Consider the following 26930-nt stretch of genomic DNA (forward strand, 5'->3'; position numbering starts at 1 on the left):
TCTTCAGCGCTGGGCGGCGGAGTACTGTGGGCAGGTGGTAAATCCGGTACACCTGAAGACCCTTTTGGAGGTCACGCGGCTCGGCTCGTTCGCCGCCGCGGCATCAACGCTGGGCTACACGGCCTCGGCTGTCTCCCAGCAGATGTCTGCCCTGGAACGGGATACCGGCGTCGTCCTCTTCCAGCGCTCCGCCCGCAGCGTGGTGCCCACGGAAGCCGCCGTCGTGATGACCCGCCACGCCGCCAAGGTGCTCACGGACATGGAGGCACTGATGGCCGCAGCTTCCAAGACGCAGGACACAGCCAACCAGGAACTACGGCTTGGCATCTTTCCCAGCCTGGCAACCTACGTCCTGCCGCGGATTTTGAAGAACCCGGCATGGAAGAACCTGGGCATTGACCTGAAAGTCTCCGTAGCGGAACCGGGCCAGACCATCCAGGGGCTGCGCACCGGCGGTGACCTGGACCTGGCCGTTGTGTTCCAGGTGGGGCAGACCGGGTTCGCGTGGCCGAACACCATTAACCGGCAGTGGATCGGCGACGACAACTTCCGGGTGGTGCTGCCGGCCGGCTGGGGTTTCCGGACTGACGCGAAGGTGGCGGCCGACCACCTCTCCGAAATGCCGTGGATCATGCACCACCCCGGCACCAGCGATGCGATGGTCATTGAACGCCTCTTCGCCGGCTGCAACCTGCATCCCCGTGTGGTGGCGCATAGTGACGATTTCCATGCAAGCCTGGAAATGGCTGCTGCAGGTCTGGGGGCAGCGCTGGTGCCAGAGCTGGCACTGCGCCACCGGCCTGAAGGCGTGGTGGTGCTTGACGTTCCAGAGATCCGGCTGGCCCGCAACGTCTTCGCGCTGCTGATCAATGACAGGAAAACGGCACGGGTGCAGCTGTTTGTTGATTTGCTGGCTGAGACCCTGGCCGGGATGCGCACGGCAGTGAATTAGGCCTGAACGCTGGAATGCACCGCAGTTCGGGTCTATGTTGAAACTATGAACAAGGTAGCGAGCCAGCACTTTGGAGAGATCGAGCTCAACCACGGCAGGGATCACTTCATCGCCGCCAAGCATGAACTGCGTGGCCATCCGCTGGAAATCGACCTGAACGTCACCGCCCATGACCACTTCGACGAGGCCGCCCTGCGCAAGGTCGATTACCGCTTGCGCTTCCTGCCGGAACTCGTTGACGAGGTGCGGGACATGATCGCCGAGGAACTGGACCAGGAAGGCACCAGCCCCCAGGAGTACCTCCACTTCCACTGCAACGCACTCAAGGATGAGCACTTGCAGAAGGTATTCGGGGTGACCGAACGCAGCCAGCTCACCAACGAAGTGTTCCTCAAGGCACTGAAGCTGGGCCACGTCCGCATCTACCCCGGCCAGCCCGAGCGCTACTTCGTTCTGGACTTCACCCTGGGCGAGCATTTCACCGATGAGGTCCTGGTGGCGTCGGCCGATGAGGACGGCGTAGTAGACGACGAGATCGTCTGGTCCTGACGTAGATTAACGACGGCGGCCGGCCACCTTTGGAGGTGGCCGGCCGATCCGTTCCCCCGCTTCTCAAGGGCCGGCGCGCCGAGCGCACCGGCCCTTGAGACTCTGCGGGCTCTCTTAGAGGGTTGCTACTTCGCCGCTACTGCTTAGCTGCTTCGAGCAGTTCGGCGCGGACCGTCTTGGTGGCCTCCACCAGGTTCCGCAGGGATTCCTCGGTCTCGGTGTAGCCGCGGGTCTTCAGGCCGCAGTCCGGGTTGACCCAGAGCTGGCGGGACGGCACGTGCTTGACGGCGGTGCTGAGCAGCTCGGTGACTTCCTCGGTGCCGGGAACGCGCGGCGAGTGGATGTCGTACACGCCCGGGCCAACGCCGCGACCGAAGCCGTGGGATTCGAGGTCGTGCACAACCTCCATGCGGGACCGTGCGGCCTCGATGGAGGTAACGTCCGCGTCCAGGCCGTCGATGGCGTCGATGATCACGCCGAACTCGGAGTAGCAGAGGTGGGTGTGGATCTGGGTGGCGTCCGCTGCACCGGCGGTCGCCAGGCGGAAGGAGTCCACGGACCACTTCAGGTAGTCGGCGTGGTCGGCCTTCCGCAGCGGGAGGAGTTCGCGCAGTGCGGGCTCGTCCACCTGGATGACCTTGATGCCGGCAGCTTCGAGGTCGGCGATCTCGTCGCGCAGCGCGAGGCCAACCTGGTTGGCGGTCTCACCCAGCGGCTGGTCGTCGCGGACGAAGGACCACGCCAGGATGGTGACCGGACCGGTGAGCATGCCCTTCATCGGCTTGCTGGTGAGGGACTGTGCGTACTTGGCCCACTCCACTGTGATGGGGGCGCTGCGCGTGACGTCGCCCCAGAGGATGGACGGGCGTGTGCAGCGCGAGCCGTAGGACTGGACCCAGCCGTGGACGGTGACGTCGAAACCTTCGAGGTTCTCGGCGAAGTACTGCACCATGTCGTTGCGCTCGGGCTCGCCGTGGACCAGGACGTCGTAGCCGAGTTCTTCCTGCAGGGCCACAACGCGCTTGATCTCGTCCTTCATGAGCTTCCCGTACTGCTCGTCCGTGAGGTCGCCCTTGTTGTTGCGGGCTCGGGCCGAACGAATCTCCGAGGTCTGCGGGAAGGAACCGATGGTGGTGGTGGGCAGCGGCGGCAGGTCCAGCGCCTCTTCCTGCGCAGCTTCACGGACGGAGTATTCGGAGCGGCTGAAGTCAGCGGCGGTGAGGGCCCCGGTGCGGGCCCGGACGTCTGCACGGCGGACGCCTTCGGCGGTGGCACGGGAAGCGATCACTGCGGTGGCTTCGTCGATGGCTGCCTTGGCGGAGGAGGGGTCGGCCAGGTAGGACGCAAGGGTCGTGACCTCCACGGCCTTCTGGTCCGAGAACGCCAGCCAACTGCGGAGCTGCGCGGAGAGCTGCGTTTCCTCGGCCACGTCGTGCGGCACATGCTGGGTGGAGGTGGAGGTGGAGACGGCGAGCTTGCCCGCGGCGGCCTTCAGTTCCTTCAGCTTTGCGGCGGAAGCGGCAAGGTCGTTGCGCCAGATGTTGTGGCCGTCAACGACGCCGGCAACAAGGGTCTTGTCGCCCAGGCCCGCCAGGGCGGCAGTAGAGGGAACGGCGCCCTTGAAGACGTCGATGTGCAGTGCCTCGATGTTGGTGGCAGCGAGCGTGCCGAGCTGGCCATCAAGCGAACCGTACGGGGTGGAAACGAGGATCTGCGGGCGGTTGGCAGCAGCGGTGAGGACCTCGTAGGAGCGGGCAACCGCTGCCTCGATTTCGGCGGCCTGGATGTCCTGGTCAACCACCAGTGCAGGTTCGTCGAGCTGGACCCACCCGGCGCCGGCGGCGGCGAGCTTCTCAAGCAGCTGCACGTAGACGGGCAGGATGTCCTCGAGGCGGGACAGCGGCGCGAAGCCGGCCGGGGCGTCGTCGGAAGCTTTGGAAAGCAGCAGGTAGGTGACCGGGCCAACGATGTAGGGGCGGGTCTCGATGCCGTTGGCCAGGGCGAAGGCGAACTCGTCAACCTTGGCGGTGGAGGCGAGGGTGAACTCGGTCTCCGGGCCGATCTCCGGTACCAGGTAGTGGTAGTTGGTGTCGAACCACTTGGTCATCTCCAGCGGCTGCTGTCCCTTGGTGCCGCGGGCAAGCGTGAAGTAGCCGTCGACGTCGAGCTGTCCCTCTGCGTTGAGGAGCTTGCCGAAGCGGGCCGGTACCGCACCCAGGTGGGCCGTCGTGTCCAGGACCTGGTCGTAGTAGGAGAAGGTGCCGGGAACGGCTGCGGCTTCAGTCAGGCCGAGCTCCTGCAGGCGCCTGGCGATGGCCAGCTGGATGTCCTTGGCGGTGGCGTCCAGGGCGGCGGCGTCGATCTTGCCGGCCCAGTAGGCCTCCACGGCCTTCTTGAGCTCGCGGCGGCGGCCGATGCGCGGGTAGCCGAGGAGTGAGGCGGACGGGAAAGGGGTGTTGCTTTTAGGCATGGCAAATCCTCAGGTAGGGACGGGGTCTGAAAGTGTGGGCTTTGTGGCCGGGGGCTATCGTCGTGCGGCCAGGGGCGGGATGCTCAGCTGGCGAGCTGCGGCCGGGCCACGGCTTCACGCCGGCTGCCGGTACGGGAGCGCCGCGGAAGAGCCAGCTTGTCCAGTACGTCCAGTGCGCTTTGGTGTTCGTTGAAGGTGTACAGGTGGATGCCCGGTGCTCCTGCATCCAGGGCAGCGTTGGCCAGGTCCACCGTGGCGCTGACGCCGATCCGGAGGCGTTCGAGGTCGCTGTCCGCGGAAGCGAGGCGGGCAACGAGCTCCGGTGCCGGCTCTACGCCGCTGAGTTCGCCCAGCCGCTTCACCCGGCGCAGGCTGGTGAATGGCATAACGCCCGGGATGATCGGGATGGTCACCCCGGCACGACGCGCCCGGGTGAGGAGGTCCGCGTACTGCTCCGCACGGAAATAAACCTGTGTGATCGCAAAGTCGGCGCCGGAGCGCTGCTTGGCAAGCAGCACCTCCACGTCGTGGTCCTCGCTGGGTGATTCCGGGTGGCGGGTGGGGTACGCAGCCACACCAACGGCGATTTTGCCGGCGCACAGCAACGCCGACCGGCGCTGTTCAACCCGGCGGATAAGCTCAATCAAGTCCTGCGCATACCGCAGGGACCCGGCAACGGGAGGTGCGCCGTCCTGCGGCCGGTCACCCCTCAACGCCAGGATTCCGCGTACTCCGGTGTCCAGTAGCTGACCGATGATTCCCGCAAGTTCCTCCGGCGTGTTGCCTACGCAGGTCAGGTGGGCCAGCGGCCGGAGAGTGGTTTCGAGCAGGAGCCGGTTGATGAGTTGGACGGCGGTGTCCCGGTTGGAGCCGCTGGCACCGTAGGTGACAGAGACGTAGTCCGGTTCGGTGGTTTCGAGTTCGCGGATGGTGGTCCACAGTGTCTCCGCGGCGGCCGGCGACCGGGGCGGGAACAACTCGTAGGAAAGCGCCACCGGGGCGGCGTCGGAGAGATTTGGATGTGTGTCAATAAGGCTTGGTGGTGACATTTGCGTCCTTGGCTTTGGGCCATTGCGGGCTGCCCGCCGAGAAAATTGTGACGGGACGCCGGCAATGAATTGAGTTTGGGGAACACGGAAGAACTCCACAAGGACGCAGCCGCGACTGTTACGCCTGGAATGAAGTTGTCCGTGAGCAAATGTCAGGCCCACATGGGGGCACCCACACCCTCCGTAAGGGAGGATCGCTGACACGTTACCGCGGTAACTTGTATAGAACTCTAGGAGCGGCCGGAAGAGCATTCAAGTTCAACTCCGAATTAAGACGCAGTCTTACGCCTTGTTTCTTCGTCCGGCAGAACATTCTTCGCCGCGGGCGGCCCTTACGTGCCCCTCACTGCCCGCCCGCTACCAGGGGCGGTCCGGGCCGGGAGCGTAGTCGGTGTCCGAAAGGTAGTCCTCGCGTTCCCGTCCGCTGTTGCGTTCGTGCTGGGATTCCCGGCCGCTTTCGGCCAGCGCTTCCAGTTGGCTCCTGCTGGGAGTCCCGGCTTCCGGTTCCACCTTGCCGGCGTCCTTCGGCGTCCCTGCCTGCCCGTTGCCGGCTCCTTCGAGTTTCCCTTTCAGGCGATCTTCAGCCTCGCTGAGTTTCTGTCCGGCTTCCGCAGCTTCCGTGCCGGCGAAGCAGCCGCCGGGCGCCGCGCCGGCAATGTCCAGCGCTTCCGTGAACAGGGCAGCGGCCGACGCCCGGTCCTCCGAGCGCAGCTTGTCATCACCGAGCCTCTCGACGGCAAGGACAAGGTTCAGCCGGATGATGCAGGCGTCCGCCGAATCGGCCGGTGCGAGGTTCAGGGCTTCCTCAAACTTGAGCCTGGCGGCGCCTACGTCGCCGGCAAGCACGAGGGCGTCGCCTGCTGCGAACGGGGCCTTGTGCCGCTCGAGGATGTTCGCCAGTTGCAGCGCCTCCCCAGCCATTCCGGCGGCGTGGGCATCGTTCGCTGCGAAGGCGCGGGCCGCCTGCCCTGCGAGGGGGCCCACACTGAGCAGTTTGAGGGCCACACACAGCAGCAGGAGTCCGGGCAGCACCGACCACAGCAGCAGGCGCCGCCTCCGGATCCGGGCAATGCCACAGGCTTGGGGTCCGCTGGCCTTCATCGGGCTGCCTGCCCTGCGTCCGCGGAGCGCCGGGCACGGCGCGGTCCGGAAGCGGGACGCAGTTCGCGGAACTGCCTCATGACCAGGACAGCTTCGGCCAGACCGAGCACAAAGGCGCCCGCCGCGAACAGCCAGTACAGCTCTGTCCGGCCCGCCAGGCTGCCGTCCTCGGCGGTGCGTTCCAAAGCCCCCGGGCGCGCCTGCTGGAGCATCGGCGGCACCGGGTCCCCCTCCGCCCGGTGCACGTAAGGTACATCCAACTGGGCGGCGATCCCGCGGAGCCTGCTTTCATCAATCACGGACAAAGCATCCCTGGTGGCATTGCCGCTGCTGTCCTGGATGTAGGGGGCATCGGCGTCGAAATCCAACCCGGTGTTTTCCCTCATCCGTCCGCCGCCGGGGGTGCCGTAGCCCAGCACTGCTCCCCCGGCCACCAGGCTCTCCTCCAGTTGCAGCGGTTCGGGTTCCTTGCCGACGGTCTGCTCGCCGTCGCCCAGGTAGAAGACCAGCCGTGGCCGCTCCGGATGGCTCTCCCGGGCGGCGGCCAGCCGCTCTGCGAGTACCCCGCGGGCGGCCGTGATGCTGCTGCCCTTCGCATAGGCCGTGACCTGCGGCTGGAGGATGGCGGTGAGCGTCTCCAACGCTGACGTGTCCGTGGTCAGGGGCATCCTGACATGCCCTTTGGTGTCGAAGGTGATGACGGAAAAGCGGGCGCCGGGCAGTTCCTGGGCAATCGCCATGATGTCCTGGCGCACGCCCTTCAGCCGCGGCTCGGAATTTCCGTAGTCTTCGGCCACCATGCTGCTGGTGGTGTCCACCACGAAGAACACATTGAGGTCGGCCGTGGCTGTTGCGGCTGACCCGCCCGGCAAACCCGGCCGGAGCGCCGCGGCGAACAGAAGCAGCACCAGCAGGGCGCGGCGGACTTCGCTGCGCACGCCCTGCCGTCGTTGGAGGAGAATCCGCCGGCCCAGGAGCACCAGCACGGCCGTGACAACAGGCAGCAGGAGCCACCACGGCAGGATCGGGTGCAGGGTCATGGCCGGAGCCGCCAACCCGCGACGGCGAGGGCAAGTCCGGACAGGAGGGCAAGGGCCAAGGGAAGGTCAGGGCGGTCCGAGGCCACCGCCCGGGGAGCACCCTGGCGGGCAGTTGCCTCCGTTTCCTGCACCCCCTCCACGATGCCCGGCACAGCCTCGGCGCTGTCCAAGGCGTAGTACGCTCCGCCGCTGAGCTCGGCAGCTTCCCTCAGCTGCGCCCCGGGCTGGTCGGCGCCGGTGCCGTAGTCCAGGTCCCCGGGGTTCAGTGCATACACGCGCACCGCCCTGTCCTTGGCCAGGCCTGCGGCTTCCTTCAACGTCATGATGGGCTGTCCCGAAACGAAGTTATCCGTAGCCAGCACCACCGACCGCGAGCGCGGGGCGTGGTTCGCAGTCTGCCTCTCCGCCAGGCCCGCCCCATGCGGGAAGCTGTTGAGGCAGGAGGCCAGGCCGTCCCCGATCAGGGATGAACCGCGGCCGCTCCAGGTCCCGTCGAGGAAGCCGGACGTGCCGGGCTTCCCGTCGAAGGCGTCGCGGGCCAGCGTCAGCTGTTCCTGGGCGTACTGGTAGTCGTCCGTCAGGGGGAAGACCTGGATGGCGGTGCTGTCGAAAATGGTGAGGCCGATCCGCTCGCCTTTGAAGTCTTGGGCCAGCCGCACAAACACGTCCACCACCGCGGCGTCCGCGCTGCTCATGGATCCTGAGGCGTCCAGGCACAGGACGATGTCCCGGTTGTGCTGCTCCGGCCGGATGGTGCTGATTTCCACTGGGCGTGCGGCTGCCAGCACGCTGGACGCCAGCAGGGAAGCACAGGCGATTGCCGCCACGGTGAGCCATCGGCGGTGGCGCCGCAACGCCGCCTGGTATTCGGGCAGCCTGGTGAGCCGGTCAGCGTGCGCTGCCGGCCGACGTCGTGCGTTGGCTTTCCTGTCAGCGCGCAGGGCCGCCCATCCTGCCAGGCCGGCCGCAACGGCAGCAGGAGGGATCAGCCACCAGAAGATCAGCTCCACGAACGCACCGCCTCCCGGGCCGTGGCGGCAGAGGCGGCAACTGCAGGCAGCGGCTCGGGGCCGAACTCGCCGGGATACAAGGCCGAGATGGCAGCGGCAGCCGAAGGCAGGGGATGTTCGGCGAGGTCGGCGTGCGTCATTCGCGGCGCGTCCACTCCCGTGGCCTCCCGGACGAATTGGCGCAGCAGGAGGCTGATTTCCTGGTGGGCCGCGCGGGCAGCGAGGCTTCCGGCTGCCGCGTTATGCTCCACGTCGCTGATCCGCTGCAGGTACGCCGCCTTCAGCGCCGGCAGGTCGGTCAGCGGAACCGCGACATCCGCGCTGTTCCCGCGCGGCTCCCGGGTGCTGGTGAAGACAAAAATGTACCAAGCAGCTACCAGGAGGAGCAGTCCCAGACCCGCCCACAGCCACACCGGGCTGTACGGCAGCGGGCCGTGGAAACCGGGATCAACCTGCACGCCGATGCCTTTCCAGGAGTGCGAACAGTGCGGTGATGACATCATGGGTGCCGGCAACCGAGCCTTCGGTAATCCCGGCCTGGCGCAGCATATTCTCCCGGCCGGCATCCCGCTCTGCGGCAGCCCGCGTGTAAGCTGCCGTCACGGCCGGCGACTGTGCCAGGTGGCTCAGCAGGGGCGAGGAATCGTCCACGCCGTACCACTCCGCGGCCGAGGCCAAATCGGCGTCGCGGATGGTGAGCCACAGGATTTCGTGCTGTACCCGAAGCCGGTGCAGCAGCCGGTCCAGCTCCGGGTTCGCCGCTATCTCGTCTGCCACCACAAACAGCAGGTGCCTCCCTTTGATGGTTCGGGCCACGTACTCCAGCTGCTCCTCAATACTGCTGCGGGCCGCGTCCTCGGACGCATGGGAATGGACGTGGCGTAAGAGCCGCTCAAGGTGCGCCTCCCCGCCCTTCGCCGGAAGGGTCATCGTCAGGACCAAATCGCCGCTGACCAGGCCCACCACGTCGCCGTGGCGGTGCGCGAGGTACCCCAGGACCCCCAGCGCCATCACGGCGATGTCCTTCTTCGTTTCGCCGCCCTGGGCCACGGCTGCCATGTTGCGACCGGTGTCGGTGATGAGGAGGACTGTCTGCCGGCGGACCGCGACGTACCTCTTGATCAGCGGCGAGCCGTGCCGGGCCGTGGCTTTCCAGTCGATGTCGCGCACCTCGTCACCGGGGACGTAGGCGCGGAGGTCGTCAAAGTCGAGGCTGCGTCCGCGGAATACTGAGCCGTACTCGCCGTCGAGCATGCCGCGGGCCTTGCGGTGCGCGAAGATGGCCATCCTCGACTTCACTCGCTGAAGGAGCGTGGTCATCCCTGCCTCAGGGTGTCTGGACGGCCGCGACGACGGCGTCGATCACCGTTTCCACCGGCACCTGCCCGGCCACCGCCTCAAAGTTCAGGATGATCCGGTGCCGCAGCACGCGGTGGGCCAGGGACTTCACGTCCTCGGGGATAACGTGGTCCCGGCCGTGCAGAAGGGCCACCGCGCGGGCAGCCTGGCTGAATGCGATGCTGGCCCGCGGGCTGGCACCGAAATCGATGAAGCCGGCCAGGCGGGGATCGATGTACTGCCCGGCGTTCCGGGTCACGTAGACCAGCCCCACGATGTAATCGACGATGGCCGGGTCGATGTAGATCCGCTTCACCACGCCCTGGGCCTGGACCACCGCGTCCAGCGACGCCGCTGCGGCCGGCTTCTGCTCCTGGGTGAAGATCCCGGCGTCGATCCTGCGGATGATCTCGGCCTCCTCTGCAGGCGAGGGGTAATCGAGGACGTCCTTGAGCATAAAGCGGTCCATCTGGGCTTCCGGGAGCTGGTACGTTCCCTCCTGCTCGATGGGGTTCTGGGTGGCCAGGACCAGGAACGGGGAAGGCAGCCGGTACTCCTGGCCGCCAATGGACGTCTGGCGCTCCTGCATGGCCTCCAGCATGGCGCTCTGGGTCTTGGCGCTGGAACGGTTGATCTCGTCCAGGAGCACGATGTTGGCGTGGACCGGGCCCAGCTGCGTCACGAAGGTGCCCTTGGCGGCGTCGTAGATCTGGGTGCCGACGATGTCGCTCGGCAGGAGGTCCGGTGTGCACTGGATCCGCCGGAATTCCGCACTGAGGGCTTCGGCCACGGTCTGCGCAGCGGTGGTCTTGGCCAGGCCGGGAACGCTCTCGAGGAGGATGTGCCCGCCGGTCAGCAGCCCCACCAGCAATGATTCCTTCAGCCGGGACTGCCCCACCATTTTGGCGTCAAAGCTCCTGGCGATGCCGGCGGCAACCTGCTGCGCCCTGGCCAGCTCCGCCGGTTCAATCCTTGCCGACTCGCTGGTTTGAAGCACTGGTATTCCCCCTGATGGCTGTACTGGCGGCAGGCGGGCCCACTGCCTGCCCTCCGCCGCAATCCTATCCAAGACCGCCCCGCCGGTTCCGGCAATGGGGACCCCTCCCCACCGTGCCTCCCCGGGTCTATCCTTTTGACATGAGCGAGCTTCCAGCCAGTTACAAGGAGTATCTCGCCGACAAGAGCGAGATGTTCATCAGCACTGTCAAGCCTGTCCTGCAGCAGTCAGCGGCGGACAAGCTGCACGGCGTCCGGGTTGTGTACAACCCCGGCTCTACCGGCCACCAGGCCCACCTCGACGACAGCCTCCCCTTCGGGGTGGTCCTCGAGGATATCGACTAGGAAGGGCGCCGGGCTTGTGCTGTGGTGCGTGCTCAACCGCGCACCGCTCCGGAGAGGGCGAACGGGCTGCCGGCACCCTTGGCAACAATGACGTACAGGGCAAGGACCGGCAGTGAGTACAGGATGGAGAACGCGGCCAGCTGGCCGTAGGCGACTGCTCCGTGCTGTCCGAAGAAAGTGAAGATGGACACGGCGGCGGGCTGGTTCGCCTCGGACAGGAGCAACACGAAGGGGACAAAGAAGTTCCCCCAGGCCTGGATGAACACAAAGATGAACACCACGCCCAGGCCCTGCCGCATGAGCGGCAGGACGATGGTGCGCAGTGCGGTCATCCTCGACGCGCCGTCCACCCACGCCGCTTCCTCCAGGGATGCCGGCACCGCATCCATAAAGTTCCTGGTCATCCAGATGGCCATGGGCAGGGCTGTGGCCGCCATAAAAAGGATGGTGGCCGGCATCGAGTCCAGCAGTTCCAGCTGCACGAACAGTCCATAGACCGGCACCATGATTGCCGTGATGGGCAGGCAGGTGCCGAACAGGACGGTGTACATAAACGGAGTGTTGAACCTGGACCTGTAGCGGGAGAGCGGATAGGCGGCCAGCACGGCTGCCACAAGGGTGACGGCGGCGGTGCCGGTGGAGAGCACCAGGCTGTTCCACAGCGGCTGGAGCAGCAGCGCGGGTGTCATGATGGCGGCAAAGTTCTCCAGGCCGGCCTGGGCCGGCACCCGGGTTTCGTGGCTGGCGTCGGCGTCCAGTGAGGCCAGGACCAGCCAGAGCAGCGGCAGCAGGAAACACGCACCAAGCAACAGCAGGGCCACATCTGCGGGAGTACTGCTGCGGTACGGCCCGCGGGTCCGGGCGGTAGCTTCGCCGGGAGGAACAACCCTTGAAGCTTTGGCGGGCGCGGTCATCGCTTCGACTCCCGAAGCAGCCGGATGTAGACGGCGCCAAAGACCGCTCCGATGAGGATCAGCACAGTAGCCACGGCAGTGCCGTAACCGATGTCACCGAACCTAAAGGCCTCCTGGTAGGCCAGGATGGGCAGTGTGCTGCTCGCATTGGCCGGGCCGCCTGCGGTCATCACCCAGATCAGGGTGAAGACCGCCAACGTCTGCAGGGTGATCAGCATCAGGTTGGTGGCGATGCTCCCCCGGATCATGGGCAGGGTGATGTAGGCAAGCCGTTGCCAGCCCCCGGCGCCGTCCATCTGAGCGGCTTCAGCCACTTCCGACGGAACGTCATTCAGGGCCGCCCTGTACACCAGCATGGAAAAGGCAGTGCCGCGCCAGATGTTGGCCAGCACTACCGCCGCCATGGGCCAGGAATAGAGCCAGTCTGGCTGGTCCAGCCCCAGGCCGCCCAGCAGCTGGTTAAGAGTCCCGTCACGGCTGAAGTAGGCATAGGCGGCAAAGGCAGCGACGATTTCGGGAAGCACCCAGGCGGCCACCACCGTTGTTCCAACCACGGCAGACACGGCCCGGCGTGCGCGGCGCATGAGCACCGCAAGTGCCAGCCCCAGCAGGTTCTGCCCCAGGACCGCGGACCCAAGAACGAACAGCACGGTCAGCCCCAGGGAAAGGGGAAACACGGGATCCACGAGGAGCCGCTGGTAGTTCTCCAGCCCGATCCAGTCAGGATTGCGCGCGTTCCGGCCTGTCAGGCCCGCATTTGTGAAGGACGCGTGGAGGGCCCACAGCACGGGACCGGCGAGAAAAACCGCCAGGAGCACGACGGCAGGCAGGACTGGCAGGTACCGCAGCAGCCCGCGTACCCCGGTTTGGGCCGCCACCGTTTACTTCCGGATGGTGTTGTCGCCACCCACGATGTCCGCCACCGCAGCATCATAATCTGACGCTGCCTGTTCCGGTGACCGGGCACCGGTAATCACGGCCTCAGTTGCCTCCTGGACTGCCGCGGAAATTCGAGGGTAATCGGATGTTGCAGGGCGGTAGCGCGTCACCGAGACGAGTTCGGAGACGTCCTTCACGAACGGATTCGCGGACTGGTAACCGGAGTCCTCCGCGACGTCGCTGCGGACCGCGATCTGCGAACTGTCGAGCGTGAAGGCCAGTGAGTTATCGCGGTTCATTGCTGTGCTGAGGAAGCTGAACGCCAGGTCGGGCTCTTTTGTCCCGGCACCGATCGCCAGCGTCCAGCCGCCCGACATGCTCACCGCTCCGGGGCCGCCGCCGTCCTGCGTGGGGAACGGGGCAACACCCATGTCCTGCTCATAGCCCGGCCATTCGTAGCTGCCGCCGTCCTGCCAGAACGACGGCGCATAGGAGCCTTCCACAGTGGCGCCCAGCTTCGCGTTCGGGAACCATTCCCCGAACACCTTCTTCCACACGTTCGCATCCAGCGCCTCTGCCGGGGTGACGGCGAGTCCTTCGTCATAGAGGGTCTTGAGGAAAGCCAGGGAGTCGGTAAAACCGGCGGAACCCACTACCCACTTCTTTGTTTCCTCGTCGTACAGCATGGACCCTGTTCCGTAGAGCAGTTCGTAGAATCCCTGCATTACGGTGCCTTCACCGGTGCCCTTGCCGGCATACATGTTGAACGGAACCACCGAAGGATCGTTCGCCTTGATCTTCCGGGCAGTGTCCAGGATCTCCTGCCAGTTGCGCGGCTGCCAGGGAAGGGTGATCCCGGCGGCTTCGAAGACCTTCCGGTTGTACCAGATGGCCCGGGTGTCGGTTCCCAGCGGCACCGCGTAGGTCCCGCCGTCGTCCGCCCGCCCTGCCGCCTTGGCGCCGTCGTCGAACTTGTCCCAGTCCTCCCAGCCCTCAAGGTGGCTGTCCAGCTTCAGGAGGTAGCCGGCGTCGACGTCGGAGCGGACCTTGAAGGTGTCTTCGTAGAAGACGTCCGGCGCGGTGGACGGCGACCTCAGGGCGAGGGCCAGCTTGGTGCCGTAGTCGTCGTCGTTCCCCTGGATGGGCTGCAGTTCAACCGTCACTCCCTGGTTTGCAGCCTCGAACTCCTGTTTGGCTGCCTGGAACATGGTCTCCAGGGCGGTGAAGGAGTCGGTCTTCTGATAGACCACCTTGAGCGTTTTTGATCCATCCTCGGGAGCACCGGGCGTGCAGGCCGTCAAAACGACCAGTGCGGAAGCGATCAGGGACATGGTCTTCAAGGCCGGGCCACGCATGGTGCTCCATTCGATCAATGGCTGCGGGGCCCTTGTCAGCGGGCCCCCCAGCCGCGGCAATACGCAAATGCTAGATCCGTGCCCGGCCCCAGGCAAGGGCAGGGCACCCCCTCAGCTCTCCAGCAGGAGCCTCTGGGCGCGGGGAGCCAGTGTGTGTTCCAGAACCAGCGACGCTGCGCCGATGGCCCCCACGTCCTCCCCCACACCGGTCCCCACCACCTCGATGGGATGGATCAGCCGGGTGTCGCTGTTGGCATCGAGCAGGGCCGGAATTTTCTCGAGGTAGCGTTCTGCAAGCCGGCTCCAGAACGGTCCGCCGAACACCACCCGCTCCACGTCCAGGGTATTGGTCACCACGGAAGCTGCCCGTGCGACCAGCACTGCGGACTTGTCGATGATGGCAAGCGCCTGTTCATTTCCCTCGTCGGCAAGGTCGCACAGCGCGGAGAAGCTCTGCTGGATTTCGGCCCCGCTGTTGCCCGACCGGGAGCCGTCAAGGATACCGGCGGCTTCGGCCTCCGCCACGAGTACCTGCGGGATGCAGGAAGACTTTACACACCCGCGCAGGCCGCAGTCGCACGGCGGACCGTCCGGATCCACCACGATATGGCCGATCTCCCCAGCGTTGCCGGACGTGCCCCGGACCACTTCGTCGTTAAGGACGATCCCGCAGCCAATTCCGGTGCCCATGTACATAAAGATGAAGCTGCCCGCACCGCTCGGGCCGCCGGCCCAGGTTTCCGCAACGGCCGCACTGGTGACGTCCTTGTCCATGAGCACCGAGTAGCCGGTGGCTTCGGACAGCGCATTGCGCAGTTCCACCCTGTCCCAGCCCGGGAGGAGCGGCGGGTCCACCACGGTGCCGTTATCAAGGTCGATGGGGCCGGGAGCCGCCACGCCAAGGCCGGCGATCCTGTCCCTGTCCACGCCGGAATCCTCCACCAGCTGGGAGATCTCGGCGGCGAGGGTGGCAATAACGGCGGAAGGATCGTTTCCGCCGGGTGTCTTGATCCGGGAGTGCTGTACCACCGCGCCCACGAGGTCAAGGACCACGAACGTGGCCACTGCGGGGTCGAGGTGCACACCGACGGCGAACATGCCGCCCGGATTGAGGCGGAGGATGGTGCGGGGCTTACCGGGACCGCTGCCCTCCTTGCCTGCCTCAACAATGAGGTTCTGGTCCAGCAGGCGGCGGGAAATATTGGAGATGGTCTGCGGCGAAAGGCCCACGATCTGGGCGAGCTCCACCCTGCTGAGCCCGCCGGATGAGCGGCGCACGGCGTCGAGGATCACCGTCAGGTTGAAGTCACCCATCCGGGGCAGGTTGGTGCCGCGCCTTGGTGAGGATTGGCGGATCTCAGTCACGGCGTCCCCTTCGTCTCCGGCACATAGTTACTGATGTCTGAATCGTACGTTACGCACAGGCGCAGACCCATAGGAGCGGACGACGGCGCGGCGCAGCTTTGGCCGGCCTTCTCTGATGGCTGTGCCTGCTTACCCGAGCATGATCACCGCGGGCTGCGGCGGGTGCTTAAGGTCACGGTGAATTTGGGGTTTTGGCCTTTCACCACGGTGGGGCCAACGTGCCGCTCGAGCGCGGGGAGGTAGGCCAGGTGGCGGTTGAAAACGGTCCACAGCTCCCCGCCGGGGGCAAGCACGCGGCCCGCTGCTTCGATCAGTTTCAGGCCCGCTCCTGCATGGACGCCGGCGCCTACGTGGAAGGGCGGATTCAGCAGTATCAGGTCCGCGCTCCCAGCAGGCAGGGTGCCCATGGCGTCGTCCTGCAGGGCGCGGACCTGCCCCGCCAGGCCGTTGGCCCGGGCAGTTGCGAGTGCAGATGCCACGGCGGCGGCGGACTGGTCGGTGGCGGTGACTGTGGAGCGGGGATGCTGCCGGGCGTACATCGCGGCAAGGATTCCCGTGCCGCAGCCCAGGTCGATGGCGTGCTGCGCCGGCCGCATGGACGGCAGGAACGTCAGCAGGAACCGGGTACCGATATCCAGCCGCGGCCCGGCAAAGACGGCGCCGTGGGCTGCGACGTCAAGATCGATCTCGGGCAGGTGCTCGATGACGGGAAAGCGCTCCGGACCCCCGCTCCCCTGCCCGCCGGTGGCCACGATCACCCTGGACTTCTGCCTGGCGAGCTGCGGCGTGACCGACCTGAAGTGGCGCTCGAGGACGGCGTTCATGCCCAGGGACATGTGCTTTACGCGGCCGCCCGCCAGGAGCACCACCTCCGGGGAGGCGTAGGCGGCCACTGCTGCCGCAATTTCGTCCAGCTCCGCAAGGGTCTTTGGCAGCTGCAGCAGGACAGTCCCGGCGTCCTCGAGGAGTTCGCGTCCGAGGGGAAGCTGGGTAAAGGGCAGGCTGCCCCCTGCCCCGTTTCCGAGTACCGCGGCGGCATTGAGCCGCAACGCCTGCTCACCGGTGATGAGGTCCTGGTGCACCCGGACCGCGCCGGGATCGAGGACTGCAAGGGCACCCAGGGTCAGGGCGCCGTAGCGGTCACCGATGACCGCCACTGTGCTTCCGGCTGAGACGTGCGCGGCGGCCGAATCAAGCAGCAGCCGGTCTGTGGCATCCCATGCCTGCAGGTTGGTCGCTTCGACGTCCGGCCGCCGCCGGAGTACCGGAAGGACCTCTTCAAGAGTCTTTAGTGCCACTGTTCCTGCCGCCTTGTAGTGTTTGCCCTGGCCCGGCCCCGCCGTCAGCCCCAATTTACCGTCCTGGCGGACGGCCGGATCCCCGGCAGTTTCAGAATGGCAGCTACCGCAGCACGGCCCGCCCGGTTGGCACCGATGGTTGACGACGACGGCCCGTAGCCCACCAGATGGACCCGAGGCTCGGCTGCCACCTGTGTACCGTCCATGGCGATTCCCCCGCCCGGTCCACGAAGGTGCAGCGGCGCGAGATGCTCCAGTTCGGCCCGGAACCCGGTGGCCCACAGGATCACATCTGCCGCCTGGACGCGCCCGTCGGCCAGCCGGACGCCGCCGGGTTCGATGGACGTGAACATGGGCTGCCGGTTGAGCGCTCCTCGTGCTGCCGCCGCCCGGAGAGAGGGCGTCCAGATGAGGCCGGTCACCGACACCACGCTTTGCGGCGGCAGGCCCTGGCGCACGCGCTCCTCCACCAGTGCCACGGCATCGTGGCCGGCCCTGGTGTCGAATTCGGCGTCCCGCCACACCGGCTCCCGCCGGGTGAACCAGCTGGTGGACGTGACACGGGAAATTTCGTCCAGGAGCCCGACGGCGGAAATCCCGCCGCCAACCACAATCACATGCTGGCCCGCGAACTCCTCGGCCGAGGCGTAGTCGGCTACATGGAGCTGCCTTCCCCGGAACGTCGACTGTCCGGGATAGATGGGCCAGAACGGCCGGGTCCACGTGCCGGTGGCGTTGATGACCGCGGCAGCGCTCCACTCGCCGTTGGACGTGCTGACCAGCAGCCTGCCGGCAGGGTCCGTGTCTTCACGGCTGACAGACCTTACTTTCACGGGCCGCTGGACGGACAGGCCCAGTTCCTCCTCATAAGCGCGGAAGTAGCGCGACAGGAACTCCGAGCTCGGTTCCCTGGGGTCCACGGCGGGCTTGGCGATGCCGGGAAGATCGCTGATGCCGTTCACGGTTGCCATCCGTAGGCTCTTCCACCGGTGCCGCCACGCGCCGCCCGGACCTTCCTCGGCGTCGAGCACTGCGAAGTCAAGCCCCCGGCGCTGCAGATGGTAGGCGGCGGAAAGTCCCGCCTGGCCCGCGCCGATAACTACGACGTCGGCTCGGGCAGGATTCACCCACCCATGATAGTCGGGCGGGCCTTCCCGGCCTTAGTCTTGGCCCATGGAGACAGGAGGACCATATGACCACTAGAACCGGAAACGCAGCACGGCTCGCCAAGGCCTTGGCCATCGTGCTCGGTACTGAGGAAATACCGCTGAGGTTGCGGGCCTGGGACGGTTCCGAGGCCGGGCCGGAGGGGGCCCCTGTCCTGGAGTTCCGTTCCCGGCGTGCCCTGAGGTGGATGCTTTGGTCGCCCGGACAGCTGGGCCTGAGCCGGGCCTACGTTTCCGGTGACATTGATGCGCCCGGGGACGTTTTTGCCGCCTTCAACGCATTGAGCTCGGCCGGTAAGTTTGCAGAGCCCGGTCCGTTCCGGCCGCTCACCGTTGGTGAACTCTGGACGCTGCTCCGTATCGCCGTGCGGCTGGGAGCGCTGGGCCCCAATCCTGCTCCTCCCCCGGAGGAAGCGCGGGTTGAGCGCAAGGGCAGGCTTCACTCCCGTCGCAGGGATTCCGCCGCCATCTCCCACCATTACGACGTGGGCAATGACTTCTACGCCCTGGTCCTGGGGCCGTCCATGGTCTACTCCTGCGCCGTGTGGCCTGAAGAGGAGGACGGCCGGATTCCAGCCGGCGACCGGCTTGCCGAGGGTTTGGACGCCGCCCAGGAGGCCAAGCTGGATCTTGTGTGCCGCAAGCTTGGGCTTAAGCCGGGGATGCGCGTGCTGGACGTGGGCTGCGGCTGGGGAAGCTTCGCGCTGCATGCTGCGGAAAAGTATGGCGTCACGGTAGTTGGCGTGACCCTCTCCCAGGAGCAAGCCATCCTTGCGCGTAAGCGTGCCGCAGATTCCGGCCTTACCGAACGAATTGATATCCGGGTGCAGGACTACCGCGATGTCCGGGACGGGCCCTTCGACGCCATCAGCTCCATTGGAATGTCAGAGCACGTGGGACGGGCAGAGATGCCGCGCTACGCCGCCACGCTGTTCAGCCTGCTGCGCCCCGGCGGCCGGCTGTTGAACCACGCCATTTCCTGGAACGCCGGCCCCACGGACCCGGACCCACACTCCTTTATCCCCCGGTACGTCTTTCCGGACGGCGAGATGATCAGCCTGGGCGAGATGTCCACTGCCCTGGAATCAGCCGGTTTCGAGATCCTGGACGTGGAGGCTTTGCGCCGGCATTACGCGCTCACCCTGCGTGCCTGGGTCAGCCGGCTGGAGGAGCAGTGGGATCAGGCAGTGAAACTGACCAGCCGCGGACGGGCCCTGGTGTGGCGGGTGTATATGGCTTCCAGTGCCCTCGGCTTTGAGAACGGACTGACGGGCGTCAATCAGGTTCTGGTCCAGCGGCCGGGCGGCGACCCGCCGCCGCTGCGCAGGACGCAGTGGCTGTAAGGACAGGGCGCTGTAACTGCTGAGGAACAAAAAAGGGAACCATCCCTAAGGATGGTTCCCTTTTTGCTTCCTCCCTGGCGGGAGGATGACCGGTGGAGCTGAGGGGACTCGAACCCCTGACCCCCTGCATGCCATGCAGGTGCGCTACCAGCTGCGCCACAGCCCCGGACTTTGCTTGAGTGGGAGAACGTCCCGCCGAAGCAACCTGATCAGCTTAATGCACTTTCCCGCCGCGCGCCAATCGGCATGTTCTGCGGTGTGGCGGCGTGCCACCACTGCCGCAGGAGCGGGTTCAGGCGCCCTGGGAACAAAAAATCCGCCGGGATCTACTGATCCCGGCGGATTATTGGTGGAGCTGAGGGGACTCGAACCCCTGACCCCCTGCATGCCATGCAGGTGCGCTACCAGCTGCGCCACAGCCCCGAACTATTGCCGCTCTACGAGCTTTTCTTCCGGGTTTCCCCGGAGCAACTCAAATATCTTAGAACAGCAATTCCGAAAATTCCAAATCGGGCATATTCCGCTGGTTCCCGCGCATCTACTCCGTCTCGGTGGAGGCGGCAGCTTTCGCCGAGGTGTCGTCGCCGAGCTGGAGGTCCACCACGGGGCAGTCCTTCCACAGGCGCTCCAGCGCGTAGAAGACGCGGTCCTCTTCATGCTGGACGTGGATGACGATGTCCGAGTAGTCAAGCAGGACCCAACGGCCGCCGGAACGCCCCTCGCGCCGGGTCGGGCGGAGGTCCTGCTTCGCGAGTTCCTCTTCAATTCCGTCAACGATGGCGTTGACCTGCCTCTCGCTGGGAGCGGAGGCAATGAGGAAAACGTCGGCCAGGGCGAGGCGCTCGCTCACGTCCAGGGCCACAATGTCCTGGGCAATCTTGTCCGCAGCTGCCTTGGCGGCAACACGGGCTGTGATGATGGATGAATCTGATGCAGTCACGGGACTCCTTGTTGGTTGAAAAGCTTGTGGTGCCGGCGGCGCCGGTTAGCGAGACATACCGCTGATGATCAGGAAGATGCCCGCCACGAGGGCCAAAATCCCGAAGGCCAGGACAGCAAACTGGAGGATGCGGTTGCGCGTGGCGCGGGCCAGCCCTGCCGTTGCCGCGTCCAGCGGGTCCAGTCCGTGGGCCGAGCGGGCCGGGACCCGGGGCAGGTCCTCGAAGGCGTCCTCGGCGTGGCTATCCGCCACCACTGCCGGCGGCAGGACAGCAGGTTTGGGCCGGGCAGCAGCCCTGGCGGCGGCCTCAGCCCGGGCAATTACCTGCGAACGGCCGGATCCGGCGTCGGACGCTGCCGGCCGGGCTCCGCCGGCGGGGCGCCGCTTCTTGGTGGCGGGCGGCGGGACTTTAGTGCCGGGCCGGGTGGTGACCGGAACGTGGCTTGTTGCCGGCGGTTTCATCACCGGCCGGTCGACGCCCGGCACCTGGACGAACTCCAAGGGAGTGACCATGGCCAGGTTGCTGGCTGTCGAGGGTGCCGGCCGCTGCGCGGGAACTGCGGGCGCCTTCTGTCCCTGCTGCTGGGGTGCAGGTTCCTGGTCAGGCGAAGGATCGTTGGCGGGGGCAGGGACGCCGGTCTGCTCGGCAAGTTTCTGCTTGGCCATGGCCCGCCGGTTCAGCACGGCAGCGCGTTCCGCCAGGGCGATCTGTTCCGCCAGGATCTCGGGGTCCACGGCTTCCGGATCGAGGGAGGCGATGTGCTCCATCTTCGCGATCTGGTTCTTGGCCTGCTCGGCGATCAGCGCCCTCGCTGCCAACGCCTGCTCAACAGTCATCCCGTGGGGGGCATCCGAGATCGGGGAAGGCGCCCTGGTGACGGCAGGGGGATCCTGCTCCCCCGCCGCCTTCCCGCCGGAGGCCGGGGATGCAGGGATTTTGGCGCCCGGGTCAGCGGGCCCGGCAGGCGCAACGATGGGGTTGGCAGCGGTAAGCGCCTGTTCCTTGAGCTGCTGCAGGCGGAGTTGGCGCCGTGTGGGCGGACCCCCGGCTGCCAGTTGGCCCTCTTTTTCTTCCAATTCCTTGATGGTGCGCAGCGCCGCCCGGTCCCGCGCGCGGATCTGCGAGGAACGCTGGGTGTGCGTCTGTTCCGGAGCCGGCGCTGCAGTGCCCGGAGCAGGACGGTTAGCCGCGGGCTTTTTGGTGGCAGGCGAAAGCTGATCCGTGGCCGTGGACACGGATGGCTGTTGCGCATCCCTGGCCTTCCGGAGTTCCCGGCGGCTGCGGATGGGGGGCTGTTCCTGACTCATGGAGAACTCATTCAGTGCTGGCTGGTTCGCTTGCTTCGGAGGTTGGAGCATTGGCAGCCGCCGGGGCGTCCAGGTAAAGGCCGTACTTGGCGATGTACTGGACCACCCCGTCCGGCACGAGGTACCACACAGGGTTGTTCGCGGCCACCCGTGACCGGCAGTCCGTCGATGAGATGGCCATGGCGGGCACCTCAAGGAGGCTGACGTCCTTCCGGCCCATGCCGTCCAGCACGTGCCCCGGCCTGGTCACCCCCACGAAGTGGGCCAGTGACCACAACTCGTCGATGTCCTTCCACGACAGGATCTGCGCCAGCGCGTCGGCGCCGGTGATAAAGAATAGATCCGCGTCCGGGCGCTGGGCCCGAAGGTCACGCAGCGTGTCGATGGTGTAGGTAGGGCCCGGACGGTCAACGTCCACCCTGCTGACCGTAAATCGCGGGTTGGAAGCCGTGGCGATGACGGTCATGAGGTAGCGGTGCTCGGGTTCGCTGACCTGCTTGTGGGATTTCTGCCACGGTTGGCCCGTGGGGACAAAAACCACTTCGTCCAGGTCGAACTCGGCCGCCACTTCACTGGCTGCCACCAGGTGGCCGTGATGGATGGGGTCAAAAGTCCCACCCATAACGCCCAGGCGCAGCCTGCCGTTGGCACCGTTGTGGTGAAGAACGCGGGAAATGTTAGTGGCCCTGCCCGTGATCGTGCTTGTTCGGGTGCTGGCGGTGCGGATCCGCATGCTCCTCGGTGGCAGCGTGGCGCTTGCCAAGGTTCGAGTAGGACAGGGTGATGAACATCATCACCAGCAGAATGGCGAAGATGACCACTCCGAAGACCCACGGCTCAGCCCACAGCGGGGCGAGTTCGTGTTCTTCGCCCTCGGCGATGGTCGTGGCAATCTGCTGGAACAGCATTTTCTCCCCTTGGGTTCAAACGATTGTGGCAGCGGAAAGCTCCGCCGTTTCTGACTTCTGGTCTATGTTACCGCGTTGCTACCCGCGGACCTGGCCCTCGCCCTGCACGATCCACTTGGTGGTGGTGAGTTCGGTCAGCCCCATCGGGCCCCGCGCGTGCAGCTTCTGGGTGGAGATTCCCACCTCCGCGCCAAGGCCAAGTTCCCCGCCGTCGGTGAACCTGGTGGAGGCGTTGACAATGACGGCGGCGGAATCAACTTCGGCGATGAACCGCTCGGCGTTGGCGAGGTCGTTGGTGAGGATCGCCTCGGTGTGACCGGTTGACCAGGTGCGGATGTGCTTTACGGCCTCGTCCAGGCTGTCCACCATGGCAACAGCCAGGTCAAGGTCCATGTACTCGCTGCCCCAGTCCTCGTCGGTGGCCGGTTCCGATTCGATCGATGCGGGAAGCGAGGCCCGGACGCGCTCGTCGGCGTGCAGCCGGACACCGGCCTTCCGCAGGGCGGCGGCGACGGCGGGCAGCACCGTTGAGCCGGAGTGGACCAGCAGGGTCTCAACGGTATTGCAGACGCTGGGCCGCTGCGTCTTGGCATTGAGGAGGATCTCCACGGCCATGTCCTCATTGGCGGACTCGTCGATGAAGATATGCACGTTCCCCTCCCCCGTCTCGATGACGGGAACAGCGGAGTTGGTGACCACGGTCTGGATCAACTCCCGGCCGCCGCGGGGAATCAGTACGTCCACCCTGCCGCGGGCGCGCATCAGGACGTTGGCTCCGGCGCGGCCGTACTGGTCAACCGTCTGGACGGCGTCGGCGGGCAGGCCGACGGATTCGAGTGCCTCGCGCAACAGGCGCACCAGGACCTGGTTGGTGGCCTCCGCAGCGCTTCCGCCACGCAGGATCACGGCGTTGCCGCTCTTGAGGGCCAGCCCGGCGATGTCCACGGTGACATTCGGCCGTGCCTCGTAAATGGCAGCGACAACACCCATGGGTACGTTGACCTGCCGAAGGCGCAGACCGTTGGGCAGGGTTTGGCCGCGGACCACGTTGCCCACCGGATCTGGCAGGCCGGCGAGGTTCTCCAGGGCCGCCACAAGCCCCGCGATCCGGGCTTCGGTCAGTGTAAGCCGGTCCAGCATGGCGGCGGAGGTGCCGTTGGCCTTTCCTGCTGCCACATCCTTCGCGTTAGCGGACAGGATGGCCGCGGTGCTGTCCTGCAGGGCGGCGCCCACGGCGCGGAGCGCCCGGTCCTTCCAGGCACGGTTCGCCATGGCCATCCGGCGCGCTGCCTGGCGCGAACGGTCAGTGATGGCGTGGACTGCTGCTTCGACGTCGCCGGCGGACAGGGAAACCTCAGCCGGGACCGGTGCTGTGGGTGACTCGACGGGAGGAACACTGGCAGGCGCAGCAGTGTCTCCGGAGTTTTCAGCGGTCTTGTGGATCAGGGCCTCAGTCATGTTCCAAGTTTAGGCGAGCCCGGACCTCAAACCAGCACGAGGTCATCTACATGAACAACTTCACGGTCATAGCCGCTGCCCAACGCCTCGCCAAGGTCCCTGGTGGACCTGCCCAGCATCTGGGGCAGCTCGGCAGACGAGTAGTTGACGAGGCCGCGTGCCACCACGGTGCCGTCGGCACTGGCGATCTCGACGGCGTCGCCCGCTTCAAAGTCTCCATGCACGGCGGAGATCCCCGCGGGCAGCAGCGAAGTTCGGTGGTGGCGCACGGCCTTCACGGCGCCGTCATCCAGCACAAGCCGCCCCTGCACGGAGGCGACGTGCGCAAGCCACAGCAGGCGGACCGGTTTGCGGGCCCCGTTAACGGTGAACCAGGTGCCCACGTCCTCGCCGTTCAGCGCAGCCGCGGCGTTGGGGGTGGATGTGACCAGGGCATGGATGCCCGACCCGGCAGCCATGGTTGCCGCCTCCACCTTGGTCAGCATCCCGCCGGTTCCGACGCCTGCCTTCCCTGCCTTGCCGATGGAGACGCCTTCCAGGTCCTGGGGGCCTTCAACGAGCGGGATCCTCTTTGCACCGAGCGACGGCGGGCCGTCGTACAGGGAGTCGACGTCGGACAGCAGCACCAGCGCGTCCGCCCGTACCAGGTGCGCCACCAGGGCGGCGAGCCGGTCGTTGTCGCCGAACCGGATCTCGTGCGTGGCTACGGTGTCGTTCTCGTTCACCACGGGAACCACCCCGAGGTTGAGCAGCCGGTCCAGGGCACGGAAAGCATTGGTGTGCTGGCTGCGCCGCATCAGGTCCTCGGCGGTGAGCAGGACCTGGCTGACGGTGACGCCATGGGCGCCGAACGCCTGGGTGTAGCGGGCCATCAGCAGGCCCTGGCCCACGCTGGCGGCCGCCTGCTGGGTGGCCAGGTCGCGGGGACGCTTGGCAAGGCCGAGCGGAGCCAGGCCGGCGGCGATGGCGCCGGAGGACACAAGGATGATCTCGGTTCCCGTATTCCGCTTGGCAGCCAGGGCGTCCGCCAGGGCCGTCAGCGACTCCTCGGAGATGCCGCCCTTGATGCTTGTCAGCGACGACGAACCCACCTTGACCACAACGCGGCCGGCGTTGGCGAGCACGCTCCTGTCCACGGACCGGGCCAGCGGTTGCACGGCTGCAGCCCTAGAACTCATCGCCTGCGTCCAGTCCACTCTCCTTGAGGGGCCTGGCCACCCTGCGGCTGCTCACTGACTCGGTCCAGATGCCGGCTTTGCGTTCCGCTTCCAGCTCCGCGCGGGCGGCGGCCTTGGCGTCTTTGCGTTCCTGCTGCTCTTCACGCTTCTGGCCACGGGTGGGACGGTCGCCCAGGTCAGCGAAGCGGACGTCGGTACCGCGCGGGGATGCGAGGAGCTCCGCGCCTGCCATCATGGTGGGCTCCCAGTCGAAGACGACGCCGTCGTCCTCGCCAATCACCACGGTGTCGCCGGGCTTGGCGCCCTGCTTGAACAGTTCCGTCTCCACACCGAGCTTTGCGAGGCGGTCAGCCAGGTAGCCAATGGCTTCCTCGTTGGTGAAGTCGGTCTGCTTGACCCAGCGCTCCGGCTTTTCGCCGATGACGCGGAACAGGGGCTCGAGGCCCTTCTCCTCACGGCGGATCCTGAAGCCTGACTCATTGACCGCACGCGGACGCAGCACGGCCGGCTGGACCTTGGGCGGTGCAGCGGCCACAGCATCACGGGCGGCCTTAACGATTCCGGCCATGGCGAAACCGAGTTGGCGCAGGCCCTCATGGCTGGTGGCGGACACTTCAAATACCTGGTAGCCGCGGGATTCGAGTTCCGGGCGCACAAAGTCTGCCATGTCCTTGCCGTCGGGCAGGTCCACCTTGTTCAGCGCCACCAAGCGGGGGCGGTGGTTCAGCGGAACAACTTCGCCGTCCTGCCCGGCGTAGCTCATGTCAACGGCGTACTTTTCCAGTTCGGCCTCGATGACGGCGAGGTCGGAGAGGGGGTCGCGGTCCGATTCGAGGGTGCCGCAGTCCAGGACATGGACCAGCGCGGCGCAACGCTCAACGTGCCGCAGGAAGTGGTGGCCCAGGCCCCTGCCCTCGCTGGCGCCTTCGATGAGGCCCGGGACGTCGGCGATGGTGAAGCGGACATCCCCGGCCTGGACGACGCCCAGGTTGGGAACGAGAGTCGTGAAGGGGTAGTCGGCGATCTTTGGCCTGGCTGCAGACATGGCGGCGATGAGGCTGGACTTGCCGGCGGACGGGAAGCCCACCAGGGCGATGTCGGCGATGGACTTGAGTTCCAGCACAATATCGCTGGCTTCGCCTTCGATGCCGAGCAGGGCGAATCCAGGAGCGCGTCGTTTCTGCGATGAAAGGGCAGCATTGCCCAGGCCGCCGATGCCGCCTGCTGCGGCTACGTACTCGGCACCTTCTCCGACGAGGTCCGCGAGGACGGTGCCGTCCTTGGACTTGACCACGGTGCCGTCCGGGACGGGGAGGATGAGCGTCTCGCCGTTCTTGCCGCCGCGCCAGTCGCCCATGCCGGGGCCGCCGTTGCTGGCATGCCGGTGGGGTGCGTGGTGGTAGTCCAGGAGGGTGGTGGTCTGGTGGTCCACGCGAAGGATCACGTCGCCGCCGTTGCCGCCGTTGCCGCCGTCGGGACCGCCCAGCGGCTTGAACTTCTCGCGGTGGACAGAGACGCACCCGTGGCCGCCGCTACCGCCGGATACGTGCAGTACTACCCGGTCTACAAAGCTGGCCACGTGGATCTCCTCAGTGCTGTTTCCTGGACGCCGCCGGGCGCCAAGACGATTGTAATGCGGTTAAAAGAACAGTGGAGCGGACCATCTGGCCCGCTCCACCGCTTCAGAACTATTTGTTACTCTGCAGCTGCAGCAGCAACGATGTTGACGACGCGACGACCGCGGCGGGTGCCGAACTCAACGGCTCCCGGGGTCAGTGCGAACAGGGTGTCGTCGCCGCCACGGCCAACGCCGGCGCCCGGGTGGAAGTGGGTGCCGCGCTGGCGGACGATGATCTCGCCGGCGGAAACAACCTGGCCGCCGAAGCGCTTTACGCCGAGGTACTGAGCGTTGGAATCACGACCGTTGCGAGTGGAGCTCGCGCCCTTTTTATGTGCCATTTGAAATGC

General features: G+C 66.4%; 26 protein-coding genes and 2 tRNA genes. 4 read left to right on the forward strand and 24 right to left on the reverse strand.

Annotation, left to right across the window (positions count from 1 at the left end; all coding sequences use genetic code 11):
• The first annotated feature begins 34 nt into the window (after window positions 1-34).
• Window positions 35-952: a LysR family transcriptional regulator gene (locus tag G6R19_RS08335; RefSeq protein ID WP_163164052.1), complete on the forward strand. Its 918-nt coding sequence runs from the start codon at window positions 35-37 to the stop codon at window positions 950-952.
• Window positions 953-997: 45 nt separating this feature from the next.
• A complete protein-coding gene (locus G6R19_RS08340; protein WP_163164053.1) occupies window positions 998-1501 on the forward strand; it encodes a DUF2004 domain-containing protein in 504 nt (167 codons plus the stop codon).
• A gap of 136 nt (window positions 1502-1637) precedes the next feature.
• Here the strand turns inward: G6R19_RS08340 and metE are convergent, their stop codons facing one another.
• The 8 genes from metE to G6R19_RS08380 form a co-directional block, all read right to left on the reverse strand.
• Window positions 1638-3971, reverse strand: a complete 2334-nt coding sequence (gene metE, locus G6R19_RS08345) for a 5-methyltetrahydropteroyltriglutamate--homocysteine S-methyltransferase (protein ID WP_163164054.1) — start codon at window positions 3969-3971, stop codon at window positions 1638-1640.
• A gap of 83 nt (window positions 3972-4054) precedes the next feature.
• A complete protein-coding gene (locus tag G6R19_RS08350) occupies window positions 4055-5020 on the reverse strand; it encodes a methylenetetrahydrofolate reductase (protein ID WP_163164055.1) in 966 nt (321 codons plus the stop codon).
• Between the two features lie 357 nt (window positions 5021-5377).
• On the reverse strand, window positions 5378-6121 hold the full coding sequence (locus G6R19_RS08355) for a hypothetical protein (protein ID WP_163164056.1): 744 nt from the start codon (window positions 6119-6121) through the stop codon (window positions 5378-5380).
• Window positions 6118-7161 (reverse strand): vWA domain-containing protein, encoded by a 1044-nt coding sequence (locus G6R19_RS08360; RefSeq protein WP_205484313.1) that lies wholly within the window; start codon window positions 7159-7161, stop codon window positions 6118-6120. Before G6R19_RS08360 ends, G6R19_RS08355 begins: the two co-directional genes overlap by 4 nt.
• On the reverse strand, window positions 7158-8171 hold the full coding sequence (locus G6R19_RS08365) for a vWA domain-containing protein (protein WP_163164058.1): 1014 nt from the start codon (window positions 8169-8171) through the stop codon (window positions 7158-7160). Before G6R19_RS08365 ends, G6R19_RS08360 begins: the two co-directional genes overlap by 4 nt.
• Window positions 8162-8629, reverse strand: a complete 468-nt coding sequence (locus G6R19_RS08370) for a hypothetical protein (RefSeq protein ID WP_163164059.1) — start codon at window positions 8627-8629, stop codon at window positions 8162-8164. The genes G6R19_RS08365 and G6R19_RS08370 overlap by 10 nt, the downstream gene beginning before the upstream one ends.
• The gene (locus tag G6R19_RS08375) at window positions 8619-9491 is read right to left on the reverse strand and encodes a DUF58 domain-containing protein (protein WP_163164060.1); all 873 of its coding nucleotides are present in this window, start codon (window positions 9489-9491) and stop codon (window positions 8619-8621) included. The genes G6R19_RS08370 and G6R19_RS08375 overlap by 11 nt, the downstream gene beginning before the upstream one ends.
• A 7-nt stretch (window positions 9492-9498) precedes the next feature.
• Window positions 9499-10506 carry a MoxR family ATPase gene (locus G6R19_RS08380; RefSeq protein ID WP_163164061.1) on the reverse strand — a complete coding sequence of 336 codons (1008 nt, stop codon included), beginning with the start codon at window positions 10504-10506 and terminating at the stop codon, window positions 9499-9501.
• Between the two features lie 140 nt (window positions 10507-10646).
• On the opposite strand from G6R19_RS08380, the gene G6R19_RS08385 reads away from it, so the two are divergent.
• The gene (locus G6R19_RS08385) at window positions 10647-10850 is read left to right on the forward strand and encodes a hypothetical protein (RefSeq protein ID WP_163164062.1); all 204 of its coding nucleotides are present in this window, start codon (window positions 10647-10649) and stop codon (window positions 10848-10850) included.
• A gap of 32 nt (window positions 10851-10882) precedes the next feature.
• On the opposite strand, the gene G6R19_RS08390 is transcribed toward G6R19_RS08385, so the two are convergent.
• From G6R19_RS08390 to G6R19_RS08415, 6 genes are all read right to left on the reverse strand, one after another.
• Window positions 10883-11764 carry a carbohydrate ABC transporter permease gene (locus G6R19_RS08390; RefSeq protein WP_163164063.1) on the reverse strand — a complete coding sequence of 294 codons (882 nt, stop codon included), beginning with the start codon at window positions 11762-11764 and terminating at the stop codon, window positions 10883-10885.
• Complete coding sequence (locus tag G6R19_RS08395; protein WP_163164064.1) at window positions 11761-12642, reverse strand: sugar ABC transporter permease; 882 nt, start codon at window positions 12640-12642, stop codon at window positions 11761-11763. The genes G6R19_RS08390 and G6R19_RS08395 overlap by 4 nt, the downstream gene beginning before the upstream one ends.
• Before the next feature lie 3 nt (window positions 12643-12645).
• On the reverse strand, window positions 12646-13998 hold the full coding sequence (locus G6R19_RS08400; RefSeq protein WP_163164065.1) for an extracellular solute-binding protein: 1353 nt from the start codon (window positions 13996-13998) through the stop codon (window positions 12646-12648).
• A gap of 111 nt (window positions 13999-14109) precedes the next feature.
• Window positions 14110-15312 carry an ROK family transcriptional regulator gene (locus G6R19_RS08405; RefSeq protein ID WP_163164165.1) on the reverse strand — a complete coding sequence of 401 codons (1203 nt, stop codon included), beginning with the start codon at window positions 15310-15312 and terminating at the stop codon, window positions 14110-14112.
• A 194-nt stretch (window positions 15313-15506) separates the two neighbouring features.
• The gene (locus tag G6R19_RS08410; RefSeq protein ID WP_163164066.1) at window positions 15507-16661 is read right to left on the reverse strand and encodes a methyltransferase; all 1155 of its coding nucleotides are present in this window, start codon (window positions 16659-16661) and stop codon (window positions 15507-15509) included.
• A 44-nt stretch (window positions 16662-16705) separates the two neighbouring features.
• A complete protein-coding gene (locus G6R19_RS08415) occupies window positions 16706-17788 on the reverse strand; it encodes an FAD-dependent oxidoreductase (protein ID WP_163164067.1) in 1083 nt (360 codons plus the stop codon).
• Between the two features lie 65 nt (window positions 17789-17853).
• On the opposite strand from G6R19_RS08415, the gene G6R19_RS08420 reads away from it, so the two are divergent.
• Complete coding sequence (locus G6R19_RS08420; RefSeq protein WP_163164068.1) at window positions 17854-19170, forward strand: class I SAM-dependent methyltransferase; 1317 nt, start codon at window positions 17854-17856, stop codon at window positions 19168-19170.
• Between the two features lie 93 nt (window positions 19171-19263).
• Here G6R19_RS08420 and G6R19_RS08425 read toward each other — a convergent pair.
• From G6R19_RS08425 to rpmA, 10 genes are all read right to left on the reverse strand, one after another.
• Window positions 19264-19336 (reverse strand) — tRNA-Ala (locus G6R19_RS08425).
• Between the two features lie 181 nt (window positions 19337-19517).
• Window positions 19518-19593 (reverse strand) — tRNA-Ala (locus tag G6R19_RS08430).
• A 115-nt stretch (window positions 19594-19708) separates the two neighbouring features.
• On the reverse strand, window positions 19709-20110 hold the full coding sequence (rsfS, locus tag G6R19_RS08435) for a ribosome silencing factor (protein WP_163164069.1): 402 nt from the start codon (window positions 20108-20110) through the stop codon (window positions 19709-19711).
• Window positions 20111-20155: 45 nt separating this feature from the next.
• On the reverse strand, window positions 20156-21418 hold the full coding sequence (locus tag G6R19_RS08440) for a hypothetical protein (RefSeq protein WP_163164070.1): 1263 nt from the start codon (window positions 21416-21418) through the stop codon (window positions 20156-20158).
• Between the two features lie 7 nt (window positions 21419-21425).
• A complete protein-coding gene (gene nadD / locus G6R19_RS08445) occupies window positions 21426-22151 on the reverse strand; it encodes a nicotinate-nucleotide adenylyltransferase (protein WP_256248899.1) in 726 nt (241 codons plus the stop codon).
• Window positions 22096-22326 carry a hypothetical protein gene (locus tag G6R19_RS08450; protein WP_163164071.1) on the reverse strand — a complete coding sequence of 77 codons (231 nt, stop codon included), beginning with the start codon at window positions 22324-22326 and terminating at the stop codon, window positions 22096-22098. The genes nadD and G6R19_RS08450 overlap by 56 nt, the downstream gene beginning before the upstream one ends.
• A 78-nt stretch (window positions 22327-22404) precedes the next feature.
• Window positions 22405-23784 (reverse strand): glutamate-5-semialdehyde dehydrogenase, encoded by a 1380-nt coding sequence (locus G6R19_RS08455; RefSeq protein ID WP_163164072.1) that lies wholly within the window; start codon window positions 23782-23784, stop codon window positions 22405-22407.
• Window positions 23785-23810: 26 nt separating this feature from the next.
• Window positions 23811-24962: a glutamate 5-kinase gene (gene proB, locus G6R19_RS08460; RefSeq protein ID WP_163164073.1), complete on the reverse strand. Its 1152-nt coding sequence runs from the start codon at window positions 24960-24962 to the stop codon at window positions 23811-23813.
• Window positions 24952-26541 (reverse strand): GTPase ObgE, encoded by a 1590-nt coding sequence (gene obgE, locus G6R19_RS08465; RefSeq protein WP_163164074.1) that lies wholly within the window; start codon window positions 26539-26541, stop codon window positions 24952-24954. Before obgE ends, proB begins: the two co-directional genes overlap by 11 nt.
• 116 nt (window positions 26542-26657) lie before the next feature.
• Window positions 26658-26921, reverse strand: a complete 264-nt coding sequence (gene rpmA / locus G6R19_RS08470; protein ID WP_009372867.1) for a 50S ribosomal protein L27 — start codon at window positions 26919-26921, stop codon at window positions 26658-26660.
• Window positions 26922-26930 lie beyond the last annotated feature (9 nt).

Source organism: Arthrobacter sp. Alg241-R88 (assembly GCF_900537115.1).
In the GTDB taxonomy this organism is placed as follows: domain Bacteria; phylum Actinomycetota; class Actinomycetes; order Actinomycetales; family Micrococcaceae; genus Arthrobacter.